A 16,708-nucleotide genomic window follows, 5' to 3' on the forward strand; every position below is an offset into this window, starting at 1 on the left:
CCGCCGGTGCTCCGGCGGCCGCCCGCTCGCTCGTCGTGCCCGCAGCTCTACCCGCAGCTCTCCCGGGGCCTGACCCCGAGGCCTCGCTCCGTCCCCCGCACGCCCAGCCGAAGGACAAGGTGGTTCTCCGCATGGCTCTCCCGACCTGGCGGCGCGGCTCGACCGCCGCCCTCACGACCCTCGCGCTCGTCGTGACGGGCGCGCTCACCGCCGCCCCCGCGCTCGCGGCCGACCCGCCCGCGCCCACCCGCACGATCACGTCGCCGGGCAACCCGATCATCGCCGACGGCTCGCTCTACACCGCCGACGCGGCGCCGCTCGTCGGCGCGGACGGGCGCCTGTACGTCTACACCGGCCACGACGAGGCGGCGCCCCAGCAGGGCGGCTTCGTCATGCACGACTACGAGATCCTGGCGACCGACGACGTCGAGTCGGGCGAGTGGGACGTCTACGAGCACGCCATGGACCCGGGCGAGGTCTTCGACTGGACGAGCGGCAACGCCGCCTACGCGGGCCAGGCGACCATCGGCGCGGACGGGCGGTACTACTGGTACGCGCCGGTCGAGACGACCGACACCTCGATGGCCAACCGCATGGCGATCGGCGTCGCCGTGTCCGACTCGCCGGTCGGCCCGTGGGAGGACGCGATCGGCGCGCCGCTGGTGACCTGGGCGGACGTGTTCGGCTCGTCCGCGAACGGCCAGGAGGTCATCGACCCGCACGTCTTCACGGACGTCGACGGCTCGGTGTACCTGTACTGGGGCTCGTGGAGCGTCGCGCGCGTCACCAAGCTCAAGACCAACATGGTCGAGCGGGACGGCGCGATCTCGACGATCTCCGGGCTGACCTCGTTCTACGAGGCGCCGTGGGTGTTCGAGCGCGGCGGCACCTACTACATGCTCTACGACTGGAAGCAGGGCGGCTCGTCCTGCACGCCGTCGAACTACCAGGCCTGCATCGGCTACGCGACGGCGTCCTCCCCGATGGGCCCGTGGACCTACCGGGGCATCATCCTGTCCGGCACGTCGGCGACGACCGTGCACCCGTCGATGATCGAGCACGACGGCACCTGGTACATCACGTACCACACCAAGGACGCCGTGGGCGGCGGTCACTTCCGCCGGTCGGTCGCGATCGACCAGGTGCAGTGGGACGGCACGACGATCCTGCCCGTGCAGCAGACGCGCCGTGACGACCCGGCGTACCGCCTCACGACGAACGTCGCGCTGGGCGCCCAGGTGTCCGCGTCCTTCACCGAGCAGCCCCCGATGCGCACCACCGCTGTCAACGACGGCTTCCGCGCGACCACCGCGCTGCTGCCGCCCGACCAGTGGGGGAACTACCGCGGCACGACGAGCTCGAACGAGACGGACTGGCTGTCCTACCAGTGGCAGGCGCCCGTGCGCGTCGACTCCGTCGGCATCCAGTTCCACCAGGACTCCAACTGGATCCGCCCGCCCGCGTCCTGGAAGCTCGAGTACCTCGACGCCGCGGGCGACTGGCAGCCCGTGCCTGGCGCCACCTACCCGACGACGGTCAACACCTGGCTCACGGTCGACTTCGACGCGATCACGACGACCGCGCTGCGGGCGACCTTCGCGGGCCGCGCGAGCGGTGCGTACTTCAACTCCGTCGCGGTCTCCGAGTGGGAGGTCTACGCGGTCCAGCCGACGGCGGTCGCGCCGATCTCGGTGAGCACCACGCCGGGCGTCGCCCCCGAGCTGCCCCCGGCGGCGCGGATCACGGTCGACGGCGAGGAGCTGTGGGCTCCGGTGAGCTGGCTCGCGGTCGACCCCGCCGACTACGCGACCGAGGGCACCTTCACGGTCCAGGGCCGAGCGCTGGGCTACGCCGACGCGCTGGTCGAGGCCACGGTCGTCGTCGACGAGGACGCCACGACGACCCCGCCGACCGACGACGAGGCGCCCACCGTCTCGATCTCGGTCTCGGGCACGTCCGGCAAGGACGGCTGGTACTCCTCGAACGTCACGGCGCGCGTGCGCGCCGAGGACGCCGTCGACTACCTCACGGACGTCTCGACGAAGGTCGGCGACGGCGCGTGGACCACGACGAGCGGCGTGCGCTACGCGGACGCCACCATCACCGCATCGGGCACGACGACGATCTCCGGCAAGGCCGAGGACTCGTCGGGCAACACCTCCGCCGAGGTGAGCCGCACGGTCAAGATCGACAAGGTCGCGCCCGTCGTGACCGCGACGCTCGACGCCGACGCGCGCACGGTCACCATCACCGCGACCGACGCGCTCTCGGGCGTCGACGCGATCGAGTACCGGTTCGACGGCGCCGGCGCGTGGCAGACCGCCACCGCGGGTACGCCGGTCGCGGCACCCGACGGCCTGCCGCACCAGCTGGTGCACCGCGTGCGCGACGTCGCGGGCAACACCGTCACCGGCACCACGACGATCCCGCTCGACGAGGACGCCGAGCTCACCGGCAACGTGGCGAAGTACGCCACGGCGTCGGCGTCGTTCACGGCGGGCTGGGAGAACGTCAACGGGCTCAACGACGGCACCAACGACCTGTTCGAGGACGCCGCGGCCAAGTACGGCTCGCAGTGGGGGACGTGGCCCCAGGTCGGCGAGCAGACCGCCCGCCTGACCTGGTCGTTCGACGTGAGCGTCGACTCGGTGGGCGTGTGGTGGTTCCGCGACAGCCCGGACACCGCGAACGCCGGCATGATCCCGCCCTCGTCCTGGGTGCTGCAGTACCTCGACGCCGACGGCACCACGTGGCGCGAGGTCACGCTCGACGAGGGTGCGACCTACGGCCGGACCGGCACGGGCTTCGACCGCGTCGACTTCGAGCCGGTCACCACCCGCGCGCTGCGGATCGTCGCGCAGTCCTGGGGGAGCGCCGAGGGCGGGGGCTCGACGGGCATCCGCGAGTGGCAGGTCGTCGCGGCCGCGGGTGAGGAGCCCGTGGGCGTCACGCCCACGGCGCCGACCTTCACCGAGGCGCTCGAGTGCGTCGCCGGCGTGCCCGAGGCCGCCACCGTCGTCGTCCCCGACGTCGAGGGCGTGGTCTACCGGGTGGACGGCGAGGTCGTCACCGGGTCGCTCGAGGTGCCGGCCGACGCGTCGGTCACCGTCACGGCCGAGGCGGCCGAGGGCTACGAGCTCGCGGACGGCGCGACGGCGCAGTGGACGCACACGTTCACCGCGCCCGACTGCCCGGTCGAGCTGGTCGAGGTCACGCCGGTGGCGCCCACCGCGGTCGCCGCGGTCTGCGTCGACGGCGCGCCCGCCGACGGGTCGGTCACGGTCCCCGAGGTCGAGGGCGTGCGCTACACCGTGGACGGCGAGGAGGTCACGGGTGACGTCCCGGCGACCGTCGGCACGACGGTCTCGGTCGTGGCGCGGCCGCTGCCCGGGTACGTCCTGGCCGGCGACGCGCAGGTGGTCACCTACGCGTTCGGCTTCCCGGCCCCCGACTGCACGCCCGCTCCCGAGCAGGTCGAGGTCGGCACGGTGACCGTGAGCGGGTCCGCCACGGTGGGCTCCCGCCTGACGGTCACGACGGACGGCTGGGGTCCCGACGACGTGCGGCTGGCCTACCAGTGGCAGGCCGACGGCGCGGCGATCGCCGGGGCGACCGGCTCGTCGTTCACCCTGACGCCCGCCCAGCTCGGTGCGACGGTCACGGTGCGCGTCACCGGGTACGGCGACGGGCTCGTCGGCGCCTCGGCGCTGTCCGCCCCGGTCGGTCCGGTCGCGAAGGGCACGTTCACCACGACGCAGCCCCGGATCGCCGGGTCGGCGAAGGTCGGCGCGACCGTCCGGGTCGTCGTCGGCTCGTGGACGCCCGCACCCACCTCGCGGACGTACCAGTGGTTCGCCAACGGTGCCAAGGTCTGGGGTGCCACGGGCACGACGCTCACGGTCGCCCCGGCGCTCGCGGGCAAGAAGCTCACGGTGCGCGTGACCGGCTCCCGCGACGGCTTCGTCACGGCCTCGGCGACCTCGGCCCCCGTGACGGTCGCCAAGGCGACGTTCACGGCACCGAAGCCCCGGATCAGCGGGACCGCGAAGGTCGGGGCGACGCTCACGGTGGCCCTGGGCTCCTGGAGCCCCGCGCCGTCGAAGGTCACCTACCGCTGGTTCGTCGGCGGCAAGCAGGTCGCGACCACCGCGAAGCTGCGGCTGACCACCGCCATGGCGGGCAAGGCGGTGACCGTCAAGGTCACCGGCACCCGCTCGGGCTACACCACCGCGACCGTCACCTCCTCGGCGGTCATGGTCAAGCGGTAGCCCGACGAGGACGGCCGGCGCGCGGAGGTGAGGGTCCGCGCGCCGGCCCCCGCACCCGCGCGCCGAGATCGTCACCCCCGCCCGAGAGCGCGGGCCTGAGCCGCGTTCTCGCACGGGGCTGACGACCTCGGCAAACGACAGCCCCGCGTCACCCCCCCACCCGGCCCGCCCCCGGGGCGCGCCGGCCCGACTCCACTGCGCCAGCTCCTCCTAGGCACTCGCGCCGAGGTCGTCAGCCCTGCTCGAGCGCGCGGGGCTGAGCCGCGTTCTCGCGCGGGAGTGACGAGTTCGGCGGGGGTGGTGGCGGGGTGAGGGGTGAGTGGGGGTCAGCTGGCGGTGCTGCTGCGGAGGGCGAGGCGGGTGGGGATGGTCTCCACGCCGTGGGCGGGGGTGCCCTCCATCGCCTCGAACAGGCGGGCGGCGGCGCGGCGGCCGAGCTCCTCGAGGTTCATGTCGACGCTCGTGAGCGGGGGCCGGGCGTTGCTGGCCAGGATCTCCCAGTTGTCGTGACCCATGACGGCGACGTCCTGGGGCACCTCGCGGCCGGACTCGCGCAGCGCGTCGAGGCAGCCGCGCGCGATCTGGTCGGACCCGCACAGGACGGCGTCGACGTCGGGGTGCTTGGCGAGGAGCCCGCGGGTGGCACCGCGGCCCCACTCCTCGGTCCACGCGCCGAAGAGCGCCTGGCCGCCCACGAGCTCGAGGCCCGCCGCGTCGAGCGCCTGGCGCGCGCCGGTGACGCGGTCCTTGGCGGCGCCGTAGCTCGAGTCGCCGGAGATGATCGCGACGCGGGTGCGACCGCACGCGAGCAGGTGCTCGACCGCGATCCGGCCGCCACCGACGTTGTCGGTGACGAGCGAGCAGTCCTGCGGGTCGTCGGACGGCGCGTACGCGTACACCACCGGCACGGGCAGCGTGCCCAGCGACGGCCGCGGGTCCGGCCGCGCGCCCACGATGATCAGCCCGTCGACGCGGCGGCCCAGGAGGGCCTGGATGTGGTGCTGCTCGCGGATCGAGTCGCCCCGCGCGTCGCACAGCAGGATCGAGACCTTGCCGGAGCCGAACGCGTCCTCGGCGCCCATGAGCGTCGGGATGGAGAACCGGCCCTCGAGGTCGTGGGTGACCAGACCGACCGTGCCGGAGCGCCCGGACAGCAGGCTGCGGGCGAGGCCGTTGGGGGAGAACGAGAGCTGCTCGGCGGCGGCCAGGACCTTGGCGCGCGTCTCCGCGCGCACCTGGGCGCGGCCGTTCAGGGCCTTGGACGCGGTCGCGATCGACACGCCGGCGAGGCGTGCCACGTCGGACAGCGTCGTCGTCCTGCGCCCCTGAAAGCCTTCGTCCCCGGCTTTCGACGATCGGGCGGCGCGGTCCCCCTCGACATGCTCGCTCATGGCCCGATCGTAGCCACATCCCGCGCGGAAGTGGGCCGAAACCCGTGATTGACGTCACGGCGTGGCCTCCGCTACTGTCCCAGAAAACCATTTCGTTGGTTTCGAACCACGCGTGGTGCAACCTCGCAGGACCCGGCTGCCGCAGCGGAGGGCCGGACAGCAGCTTCAACGTCGAATTGCTGAGGAGAGCAACATGAGGAAGGTCCACCCTCGCGGGCGTACGCGCCTGGTGGCGGGTCTGGCCGTGGCGGGCATCGCGCTCGCCGGTCTGACGGCATGCAGCGGTGACGACGAGGGCCCGAGCGACACCTCGTCGAACGGCGGCGCCTCGAGCGCCGAGGGTGTCGACGACGGCACCGAGCTGACCATGTGGACGCGCGCGCCGCTCGAGGCGCAGGCCACGCGCCTCGTCGAGGCGTACAACGCGAGCCACGACAACCAGGTCAAGCTCGAGATCGTCCCGAACGACGACATGGAGTCCAAGGTCGGCGGCGCGGCCGCCAACGAGGAGCTCCCCGACCTGCTCGCCGGCGACGTCGTCCGGGTGCCCTACTGGGTCGACAACGGCCTGTTCGCGGACATCACGGACCAAATCGACAGCCTGCCGTTCAAGGACGACATCTCGGGCGGGCACATCGACGCGGGCACGGTCGACGGCGCGATGCACACGCTGCCCTTCGTCCAGGACATCTCCGTGATGGTCTGGAACAAGGAGCTCTACAAGGAGGCGGGCCTCGACCCGGAGGCCGGACCCACGACGTTGGCCGAGTTCCAGGAGCAGGCCCAGGCCGTCGCCGACCTCAAGAAGGACGGCGTGTCCGGCACCTACTACGGCGGCAACTGCGGTGGCTGCCTGGTCTTCACCTGGTTCCCGACCATCTGGGCGTCGGGCGAGGAGGTCGTCTCCGAGGACGGCACGCAGTCGCTGCTCAACAGCGACGCCGCCAAGGCGGTGTACGAGACGTACGCAGGCCTCAACGAGTCGGGCGCCGTGGGCGCCGGCTCGAAGGAGGAGACCGGCGCGACCTGGGTGGCTCCCTTCCAGGGCGGCAACATCGGCGTGATGCCGTACCCGCAGACCGTGGTCCAGGCCGCGATCGACGCCGGCATCGACGTCGGCGTCGGCCCGATCCCCGGTGTCGACGGGGGGAACTCCACGTTCCTCGGCGGCGACGCGATGGGCATCTCCAAGGACTCGGACCACGTCGACCAGGCGTGGAACTTCCTGGCCTGGATGCTGTCCGACGACACGCAGCTGGACGTCGTCGCCAAGGCCGGTGACGTGGTCTCCCGCAACTCGCTGCTCGACAACGAGTACACCAAGGACGACCCGGCGGCGATGGTGGCCGCCGAGGCCATCCCGAACGGGCGCACCCCGGTGGCCCCGTACTTCGCCGAGGCGTTCAACGCCTCGGGCAGCCCGTGGGTGACCCTCGTGCGCAACGCGACGTTCGAGCGGACCGACACGGTCGACGCGGACAACGACGCGATCACGGCGATCCTCTCGCAGTGACGGACCGCGGGCGGCGGCAGAGGTGAGCCCTGCCGCCGCCCGCTCCACCCGCCGCGTCCGAATCCCTCCTTGCTCGGAGCAGCACCATGACCCTCACGCAGAACCCGCCGACGGCGGCAGGCACGCCCCGCGTGACCTCCCGCCGGTCGGCCCGGACCCGGCGCAGCCTGCGCGCCTGGGCCTACGCGAGCCCCACCGCGGCGCTCGTCCTCGTCTTCTTCGTCGTCCCCGTCGTCCTCGTGTTCTTCATGTCGGGGTCGGACTGGCCGCTGCTGGCCGGCAACAAGGGGTTCAACTTCCCCGACAACTACACGGACGTCGTCGACCAGCGCATGTTCTGGCCCGCGATCTGGTTCACGCTGAAGTACACCGTGATCGCGACCGTCCTGCTGATCGCGCTCGGCCTGGGCCTGGCGTTCCTGGTGCAGGAGGCGAGCCGCTGGCGGGCGTTCCTGCGCACGACCTTCCTGCTGCCGACCGCGCTCGGCCTGGCCTCGGCGTCGCTGCTGTTCTACGCGCTGTACTCCCCGCAGGTCGGCCCGATCGCGCCGCTGCTGGAGAAGCTCGGGCTCACCGAGGGCGTCGTCTCGCCGCTCGGCACGCCGTCCGGCGCGCTGTGGTCGACCGTCATCCTCATCGTCTGGCGGTTCGCCGGCTTCTACATGCTGCTGCTGCTCGTCGGGCTGCAGTCCATCCCCGGCGAGGTGTACGAGGCCGCGCGGATCGACGGCGCCTCGCGCTGGCAGATCTTCCGCGGGATCACCATCCCGCTGCTGCGCCCGTCCCTCGCGCTGTCGACGATCATGTGCGTCACGGGCTCGCTGCTGGCGTTCGACCAGTTCTACATCCTGACCAAGGGCGGGCCGGACGGGTCGACGATGACCGTCGTCCAGCTGGTCTACAGCCTCGCCTTCGAGTCCAAGCGCGACCTCGGCATGGCCGCCGCGCTCTCGGTGATCGTGCTGCTCGCCCTCGTCGTCATCAACGTCGTCCAGCTGCGCGCGCTGCGCGGCTCCGACGACGACGTGAAGAAGAAGGGGGCAGCGGCATGACCCGGTTCACCCAGGGCCTGACCCGCACACCGTTCTACGTGCTGACCGGCGGACTGGCGGTCATCTTCCTCTACCCGATCATCTGGACCGCGATCAGCTCGGTCTCCCCGCAGCCGGGCTCGGCGCAGGTGAACGGCTTCGGGTTCGGCAACTACGAGACGGTCCTGAACTACCAGGCCGGGCTGTGGACGTACCTCGGGAACTCGCTGGTGATCAGCGCGACCGCGGTCATCGCCACGCTCGTCGCGTCCACGCTGGGCGGCTACGCGTTCGCCCGGTTCACGTTCCCCGGCAAGAACGCGCTGTTCCTGCTGACGCTCGCGATCCTCATGGTCCCGTACGCGACCCTGCTGATCCCGCTGATGACCTGGCTCAAGACGATCGGGCTGAACAACACGCTCGTCGGCGTCGGCCTGGTGCTCGCGGTGTTCCAGCTCCCGTTCGCGACGTTCATGATGCGGATCTCCTTCGAGGCCGTGCCCAAGGAGATGGAGGAGGCCGCGCTGGTCGACGGCTGCGGCTCGTTCGGTGCGCTGCGCCGCGTGCTGCTGCACGCCGTGAAGCCCGGCCTCATCACCGTCGGCCTGTTCGCCTTCCTGGCGGCCTGGAACGACTTCATGGTCCCGCTGTTCCTGGTCGGCGGCGACAACGCGCCCCTCCCGCTGGCGATGGTGAACATGCGCCAGCAGGTCATGGGCGTCATCGACTACGGCGCCACCCAGGCCGGCGTGGTGATCCTCACCGTGCCGTGCGTCCTGCTGTTCCTGGTGCTCCAGCGCCACTACGTCAACGGATTCATGTCCGGGGCACTGAAGGGATGATCTCGATGCTGAGCAACGACACCCGCGGCGTCGTGGCGCCCGCGCTGCCCGGCGCCGGCCGCCTCCGCCCGCTCGGGATCGACGAGGTGACGATCACCGACGGCTTCTGGGCGCAGCGGCAGCGCGTCAACGCCACCGCGACGATCGACCACTGCGACGCCTGGGAGCAGCGCGTCGGCTGGATCGACAACTTCGCCGCCGCCGCCGAGGGCACGGTGGCCCGCACCCGGACCGGCCGCGAGTTCTCCGACTCCGACGTCTACAAGCTCGTCGAGGCGATGGCCTGGGAGGTGGCGCGCACGGGTGACCCGCGGCTCGACGCCCGGGTCGAGGAGCTCGCGCAGATGTTCGAGCGCGTCCAGGAGCCGGACGGGTACCTCTCGACGAGGTACGGCCGGCCCGGTCAGGAGCCGCGCTACAGCGACCTGGCGTGGGGGCACGAGCTGTACTGCTACGGGCACCTGATCCAGGCCGCGGTGGCCCGGCTCCGCAGCGGCAGGCAGGACACGCTGGTGCGGGTCGCGCTGCGCGCCGCGGACCACGTGTGCGAGGCGTTCGGCCCCGACGGCATCGCGTCGGTCTGCGGCCACCCGGAGATCGAGGTCGCGCTCGTCGAGCTGTACCGCGCGACCGGCGAGCGCCGCTACCTGGACCAGGCGCGCCTGTTCGTCGAGCGCCGCGGCACCGGGACGCTCCCGGACATCGAGTTCGGCCGCGCGTACTACCAGGACGACGTCCCGGTCCGCGACGCGGACGTGCTCCGCGGCCACGCGGTGCGCGCGCTGTACCTGACGGCCGGCGTCGTCGACCTCGCGGTCGAGACCGGCGACGACGACCTGCTCGAGGTCGCCCGGCGGCAGTACGCCCGCACGCTCGCGCGGCGCACGTACCTCACGGGCGGGATGGGCTCGCACCACCAGGACGAGGCGTACGGCGACGACTTCGAGCTGCCGCCGGACCGTTCCTACTGCGAGACCTGCGCGGGCGTCGCATCGGTCATGGTCGCCTGGCGCCTGTCCCTCGCGACCGGCGACCTGGCGTGGGGCGACGTGGTCGAGCGCACGCTGTACAACGTGGTGGCGACCTCGCCGGCGGCCGACGGGCGCTCGTTCTTCTACACCAACCCGCTGCACAAGCGCGTCCCGGGGCAGGAGGCGGACGCCGACCAGGTCAGCCCGCGTGCGCTGTCCCGGCTGCGCGCCCCGTGGTTCGAGGTCTCCTGCTGCCCGACGAACGTCGCGCGCACGTTCGCCTCGCTCGCGGGGTACGTCGCGTCGGCCGACGAGCAGGGCGTGCAGCTCCACCAGCTGGTCCCGTGCACCGTCACGACGCGCGTGGCCGGCGGCGACGTCCGCCTCGAGGTGGCGACGCGCTACCCCGAGGACGGCGACGTCGTCGTGCGCGTGCTCGAGGCACCGGACGGGCCGTGGGAGCTGAGCCTGCGCGTCCCCGCGTGGGCGCGGGGCGCCGCGACGCTCGACGGCGTGCCGGTCGACGGCGGCGTGGCCCGGGTGGCCGGTCTCCGCGCGGGCAGCACCGTGCGGCTGGCGCTCCCGGTGACCGTCCGCGTGACCCTGCCCGACGAGCGCGTCGACGCCGTGCGCGGCAGCGTGGCCTTCGAGCGGGGACCCGTGGTGCTGTGCCTCGAGTCGAGCGACCTCCCGGACGGGCTGCAGGTCGACGACGTCGAGCTGGTCCCGGGCTCCCCGGTGCAGGATCGCGGGCCGGGCGCGCGGGTCCGGCTCCGGCGGGTCGAGCACGACGAGCGCGCCTGGCCGTACGCGGCGTCGGCGGCGGGTGCCGCCGCCGTGCCCGGGTCCGACGAACGCGCGCTGGCGTCCCGCGGCGCGGACGTCGAGGCCGACCTGGTGCCGTACAACACCTGGGCGAACCGCGGCCCGAGCACGATGCGGATCTGGGTCCCGGCGGGCTGACCAGCATGGATGTCGGCCCGGTCTCGGATAATGTCGGTCCGGCACCCCTCCGGCGCGCGCCGGCATCGCAGGCGCGCGCCGGAACCGGGACCGGGCATCGGTCGACGAAGGATCGTCCGTCGGCGGTCCGGGGCGAGAGCGTGGTGTACGGGACCGCGTGTGAGCGCTAACATTCATCCAGGTGCCCGAACGGGCAGCAGGGACGGTACGTGCGAAGGGGCGCGATGACCGAGAACGTGACGCCAATGGGCGTCGAGAGCACGGCCGCGCACACCGAGGCGGCCGGGACCACCGTGGGGAGCGACTCCGTGCGCGAGGACATCCTGGCGGGCCGCACCTCGTTGGGCATCGAGCTGGGGTCCACCCGGATCAAGGCGTGCCTCGTCGGACCCGACGCCGCTCCGATCGCGAGCGGGAGCCACGACTGGGAGAACCAGTTCGTCGACCGCACGTGGACGTACTCGCTGGAGTCGGTCTGGGCGGGCCTGCAGGCCAGCTACGCGGCGCTGGTCGCGGACGTGGAGCAGCGCTACGGCGTGGTCCCCACGACGTTCCAGGCGCTCGGCGTCTCCGCGATGATGCACGGCTACCTGGCCTTCGACGCGGCGGGCGAGCTGCTGGTGCCGTTCCGCACCTGGCGGAACACGACGACCGGTCCGGCGGCCGCCGAGCTCAGCGCGCTGTTCGGCCACAACATCCCGCTGCGCTGGTCGATCGCGCACCTGCACCAGGCGATCCTCGACGACGAGCCGCACGTCGGCGACGTCGCGTTCCTCACCACGCTCGCGGGGTACGTGCACTGGCGCCTCACGGGGCGCACCGTGCTCGGCGTCGGCGACGCGTCGGGCGTGTTCCCGATCGACGTCGAGACCGGCGGGTACGACGAGCGGATGCTCGCGCAGTTCGACGAGCTCGTCGCGCCGCGCCGCCCGGGGACGCGCCTCGCGGACCTGCTGCCGCAGGTCCTGCCCGCGGGGCAGGAGGCCGGTCGGCTGACGCCGGAGGGCGCCGCGCTGCTCGATCCGACCGGCACCCTGACGCCGGGCGTGCCGCTGTGCCCGCCCGAGGGCGACGCGGGCACGGGCATGGTCGCCACCAACTCGGTGGCACCGCGCACGGCCAACGTGAGCGTGGGCACGAGCATCTTCGCGATGGTCGTGCTCGAGAAGCCGCTGGACCGCGTCCACGACGAGCTGGACCTCGTCACCACACCCTCGGGCGACCTCGTCGCGATGGTGCACTGCAACAACGGCGCGAGCGAGCTCGCCGCGTGGGCCGAGCTCTTCGGCCAGTTCGCGACCGCGCTCGGCGCGCCCGCGGAGCCGGACGCGGTGTTCGGCGCGCTGCTGCGGGAGGCGCTCGCGGGCGAGGCCGACGGTGGCGGGCTGCTGGCCTACAACTACCTGTCCGGCGAGCCGATCACGGGGCTCGCGGAGGGCCGCCCGCTCTTCGTCCGCACCCCCGACAGCCGGCTCACGCTCGCGAACTTCATGCGCACGCAGGTGTACGGCGCCTTCGGCACGCTGAGCATCGGGATGCGGGTGCTCGCGGAGGAGGGCGTCGGGCTCGACGCCATGTACGCGCACGGCGGCCTGTTCCGGACCGCGGGCGTCGCCCAGCGGCTGCTCGCCGCCGCGGTCGACGCGCCGGTCGCGGTCGGCAGCGCAGCGGGCGAGGGCGGCGCCTGGGGCATCGCCGTGCTCGCCGGGTACCTGGCGCACGCGGCGGACCAGGACCTCGGCACGTTCCTGTCCCAGCAGGTGTTCGCCGACGCCGAGATCAGCGTCGTCGCACCGGACCCCGACGACGTCGCGGGCTTCGCGGCCTTCCTCGAGCGCTACACCGCCGGCCTGCGCGTCGAGCAGGCCGCGGCCGGCGCGATCTGAGGCGCGCGATGTCCCGCGAGCACCGCCGGCACGGGTCCGACGACCCGGCCCGGCACCACGAGCAGCCCCACGAGCAGCCCCACGACCGGTTCCACGAGCAGTCCGACGTCCAGCACAGCGTCCAGGAGCGACACCGATGACCCACCCGTCCCTGTCCGGCTACCCGAGCAGCGTGCTCGACGAGGTCGCCCGCACCCGCGAGGTCGTCGCGCGCCTGCACGCCGAGCTGCCCCGGTGGGGGCTCGTCGTGTGGACCGCCGGCAACGTCTCCCAGCGCGTGCTCGTCGACCCGGCCGCCGGTCCCGGTCCGGACGACCTGCTCGTCATCAAGCCGTCGGGCGTCACCTACGACGAGCTGACGGCCGAGGCGATGGTCGTGTGCGACCTGGAGGGTCGGCTCGTCGACGGCGACCGCGCCCCCTCGTCGGACACCGCCGCGCACGCGTACGTCTACACGAACATGCCCGAGGTCGGGGGAGTGGTGCACACCCACTCGACGTACGCGACGGCGTGGGCGGCGCGGGCCGAGCCCGTCCCGTGCGTGCTGACGATGATGGCCGACGAGTTCGGCGGGGACATCCCGATCGGCCCGTTCGCGCTGATCGGCGACGACTCGATCGGCCGGGGCATCGTCGAGACCCTGCGCGACTCGCGCAGCCCGGCGGTCCTCATGCGCAACCACGGCCCGTTCACGATCGGCAAGGACGCGAAGGCCGCGGTCAAGGCGGCCGTCATGGTCGAGGAGGTCGCGCGGACCGTCCACATCTCTCGCCAGCTCGGCGAGCCGCTGCCCATCGAGCAGCACCACGTCGACTCGCTCTACGCGAGGTACCAGAACGTCTACGGCCAGGGCGCCGCCGCCCCGGTCACCAAGGAGGAGCACGCGTGAGCAAGCCGTACGCCGACCGTGAGGTCTGGTTCTTCACCGGGAGCCAGGACCTGTACGGCGAGGAGACCCTCCGTCAGGTGGCCGAGCAGTCGCAGGAGGTCGCACGCGCGCTCGACGCGAGCGGCGACGTCCCCGCGACGGTCGTGTGGAAGCCCGTCCTCAAGGACTCGGACTCCATCCGTCGCGCGATGCTGGACGCCAACTCGGACGACCGTGTGCTGGGCGTCATCACCTGGATGCACACGTTCAGCCCGGCCAAGATGTGGATCCACGGGCTGTCCGTGCTCGACAAGCCGCTGCTGCACCTGCACACGCAGGCGAACGTCGAGCTGCCGTGGGACACCATCGACTTCGACTTCATGAACCTCAACCAGGCCGCGCACGGCGACCGCGAGTACGCGTACATCGCGGCGCGCATGGGCATCGCGCGGACCACGGTCTCGGGGCATGTGAGCAACCCCGCCGTCGCCCGCCGCGTCGGCACCTGGGTCCGCGCCGCCGCCGGCCGCGCCGCGACGCAGCAGCTGCGCCTCGCGCGGTTCGGCGACAACATGCGCAACGTCGCGGTCACCGAGGGCGACAAGACCGAGGCCGAGGTCCGGTTCGGCGTCTCGGTCAACACCTGGGGCGTGAACGACCTGGTCGCCGCGGTGGCCGACGTCGCGGACTCCGACGTCGACGTGCTGGTCAAGGAGTACGAGTCGCTGTACGACGTCGTCGCGGAGCTGCGCGCGGGCGGCGAGCGGCACGAGTCGCTGCGCTACGCCGCGCGGCAGGAGCTGGCGCTCGAGGGCCTGCTGTCGTCGCTGGGCGCGAAGGCGTTCACGACGAACTTCGAGGACCTGGGCGAGCTGCGCCAGCTGCCGGGCATCGCGGTGCAGCGCCTGATGTCCAAGGGCTACGGCTTCGGCGCCGAGGGCGACTGGAAGACCGCCGTGCTCGTCCGCGCCGCCAAGGTCATGGGCGAGGGCCTGCCCGGTGGCGCGTCGCTCATGGAGGACTACACCTACGACCTGACGCCGGGCGACGAGCTCATCCTCGGGGCGCACATGCTCGAGATCTGCCCGTCGCTGACCACCTCGACCCCGCGCGTCGAGATCCACCCCCTGGGCATCGGCGGCAAGGAGGACCCGGTGCGCATGGTCTTCGACGCCGACCCGGGCGAGGGCGTCGTCGTGTCCCTGGCGGACATGCGCGAGCGGTTCCGGCTCACCGCGAACGTCGTGGACGTCGTCCCGCCGCGGGCCGACCTGCCGCACCTGCCCGTCGCGCGTGCCGTGTGGAAGCCGCGCCCGGACTTCGCGACGAGCACGGAGGCCTGGCTCACCGCCGGCGGTGCGCACCACACGGTGCTGTCGACCGCGGTCGGCGTCGACGCGTTCGAGATCTTCGCCGACCTCTCCGCGGCGGAGCTGCTCGTGATCGACGAGGACACCACGCGCCGCGGGTTCCGCAACCAGGTGCGCTGGAACCAGGCGTACCACCGTCTGGCCCAGGGCCTCTGACTCCCTCCCGCACCCGAGGCCCCGGCCGCGCACCCGCGCGACCGGGGCCTCGCTGCACCCCGCGGCGACGCGTGCGCGCCATGAGGCACCGCGCCCCGCTCCGGCCGTCGCGCCGGACGAGGAGGGGCGGGCGGCCGTCGTGGGCTGAGGGCGCCGGGGCAGCGCGGGCGGCTGGATGGGCCGTGCGCTCGTCGTCACCCGTGAGGGGGATTGGGTCACAAGTCCGTAACAGAACGGGAACGGGCTAGGCCCAGGGGTGTGTGAGCGCTAACATCGTCAAGTGAACGCTCACATCGGGCGCGGCCACGCGGTTGTGGCCGGCCGATGACGGCACACAGACGTGCCCCTGCACGACTGGTCTCTCGAGGAGGAGAAGGCATGTTCAGCAAGAAGATGCGTACGCGCGGCCTGGCCGCTTCCGTGGCTGTCCTGGCGCTCGGTCTCGCGGCGTGCAGCAGCGGCGGCGACGGTGACGACAACAGCACCGACGGCGGCGACAGCGGCTCCGAGAACATCAAGGTCGGTTTCTCGCAGCTCGGTGCCGAGTCGGGCTGGCGCACGGCGAACACGGAGTCGGTCAAGGCGAGCCTCACCGCCGAGAACGGCATCGACCTGACGTTCGTGGACGCGCAGCAGAAGCAGGAGAACCAGATCAAGGCGCTGCGCGACTTCATCGACCAGGGCGTCGACGTCATCGCGTTCTCCCCGGTCGTCGAGACCGGCTGGGACGAGGTCCTCCAGGAGATCAAGGACGCCGAGATCCCCGTCGTGCTCGTGGACCGCACGGTCGACACCACGGTCGAGGACCCCTACGTCACGTGGATCGGTGCCGACTTCAAGCAGGAGGGCACCACCGCCGGCGAGTGGGTCAAGGAGAACGCGCCCGACGCCAAGATCTTCGAGCTCCAGGGCACGCTCGGCTCCGGTGCGCAGGTGGACCGCGAGGAGGGCTTCGACGCCGTCGTCGGCGCGGAGAACATCGTCGGCAAGGCGTCCGGCAACTTCACGCGCGCCGAGGGCAAGGCCGCCATGGAGGCCGCGCTGCAGGCGTACCCCGACATGACGCTCGTCTTCGCGCACAACGACGACATGGGCCTGGGCGCCATCGAGGCCATCGAGGCCGCGGGCAAGGTTCCCGGCAAGGACATCCAGATCGTCACGGTCGACGGCGTGCGCGACGGCCTGCAGGCGCTCAAGGACGGCAAGTTCAACTACGTCGTCGAGTGCAACCCGGTCTTCGGCGACCAGATCCTCGACGCCATCAAGAAGGTCGACGCGGGCGAGGACGTCCCGAAGGAGACCATCGTCGTGGACCAGGCGTTCGACCAGACCATCACGCAGGAGACGATCGACGGCCGCAAGTACTGAGCCGCTCGGCACGCGCACCACGTGACCGGCTGACGCCGGCGACGTGACAGTGACACCCTGACAGCCGTGCGGCGGGTAGAC

General features: G+C 72.4%; 10 protein-coding genes. 9 read left to right on the forward strand and 1 reads right to left on the reverse strand.

What is annotated here, in order from left to right:
* Positions 1-131 precede the first annotated feature (131 nt).
* Positions 132-4,268: a family 43 glycosylhydrolase gene (locus tag KIN34_RS07775; RefSeq protein ID WP_214348882.1), complete on the forward strand. Its 4,137-nt coding sequence runs from the start codon at positions 132-134 to the stop codon at positions 4,266-4,268.
* Between the two features lie 326 nt (positions 4,269-4,594).
* Here the strand turns inward: KIN34_RS07775 and KIN34_RS07780 are convergent, their stop codons facing one another.
* Positions 4,595-5,659, reverse strand: a complete 1,065-nt coding sequence (locus KIN34_RS07780; protein ID WP_214348884.1) for a LacI family DNA-binding transcriptional regulator — start codon at positions 5,657-5,659, stop codon at positions 4,595-4,597.
* Positions 5,660-5,852: 193 nt separating this feature from the next.
* Between KIN34_RS07780 and KIN34_RS07785 the strand changes: the two genes are divergently transcribed.
* The 8 genes from KIN34_RS07785 (at position 5,853) to KIN34_RS07820 (ending at position 16,627) form a co-directional block, all read left to right on the forward strand.
* Positions 5,853-7,172 (forward strand): ABC transporter substrate-binding protein, encoded by a 1,320-nt coding sequence (locus KIN34_RS07785; RefSeq protein WP_214348886.1) that lies wholly within the window; start codon positions 5,853-5,855, stop codon positions 7,170-7,172.
* An 86-nt stretch (positions 7,173-7,258) separates the two neighbouring features.
* Positions 7,259-8,224 (forward strand): carbohydrate ABC transporter permease, encoded by a 966-nt coding sequence (locus tag KIN34_RS07790; RefSeq protein WP_237689068.1) that lies wholly within the window; start codon positions 7,259-7,261, stop codon positions 8,222-8,224.
* Positions 8,221-9,045, forward strand: a complete 825-nt coding sequence (locus tag KIN34_RS07795) for a carbohydrate ABC transporter permease (RefSeq protein ID WP_214348888.1) — start codon at positions 8,221-8,223, stop codon at positions 9,043-9,045. The genes KIN34_RS07790 and KIN34_RS07795 overlap by 4 nt, the downstream gene beginning before the upstream one ends.
* Positions 9,042-10,979, forward strand: coding sequence for a glycoside hydrolase family 127 protein (locus KIN34_RS07800; RefSeq protein ID WP_214348890.1), 1,938 nt, complete (start codon positions 9,042-9,044; stop codon positions 10,977-10,979). The genes KIN34_RS07795 and KIN34_RS07800 overlap by 4 nt, the downstream gene beginning before the upstream one ends.
* A 224-nt stretch (positions 10,980-11,203) precedes the next feature.
* On the forward strand, positions 11,204-12,865 hold the full coding sequence (locus KIN34_RS07805; RefSeq protein ID WP_214348892.1) for a xylulokinase: 1,662 nt from the start codon (positions 11,204-11,206) through the stop codon (positions 12,863-12,865).
* A gap of 136 nt (positions 12,866-13,001) precedes the next feature.
* Positions 13,002-13,754 (forward strand): L-ribulose-5-phosphate 4-epimerase, encoded by a 753-nt coding sequence (locus KIN34_RS07810; RefSeq protein WP_214348894.1) that lies wholly within the window; start codon positions 13,002-13,004, stop codon positions 13,752-13,754.
* A complete protein-coding gene (gene araA / locus KIN34_RS07815) occupies positions 13,751-15,259 on the forward strand; it encodes an L-arabinose isomerase (protein WP_214348898.1) in 1,509 nt (502 codons plus the stop codon). Before KIN34_RS07810 ends, araA begins: the two co-directional genes overlap by 4 nt.
* Before the next feature lie 378 nt (positions 15,260-15,637).
* The gene (locus KIN34_RS07820; RefSeq protein WP_214348901.1) at positions 15,638-16,627 is read left to right on the forward strand and encodes an ABC transporter substrate-binding protein; all 990 of its coding nucleotides are present in this window, start codon (positions 15,638-15,640) and stop codon (positions 16,625-16,627) included.
* Positions 16,628-16,708: the final 81 nt, after the last annotated feature.

Source organism: Cellulomonas fulva (genome assembly GCF_018531375.1).
In the GTDB taxonomy this organism is placed as follows: Bacteria; Actinomycetota; Actinomycetes; order Actinomycetales; family Cellulomonadaceae; genus Cellulomonas; species Cellulomonas fulva.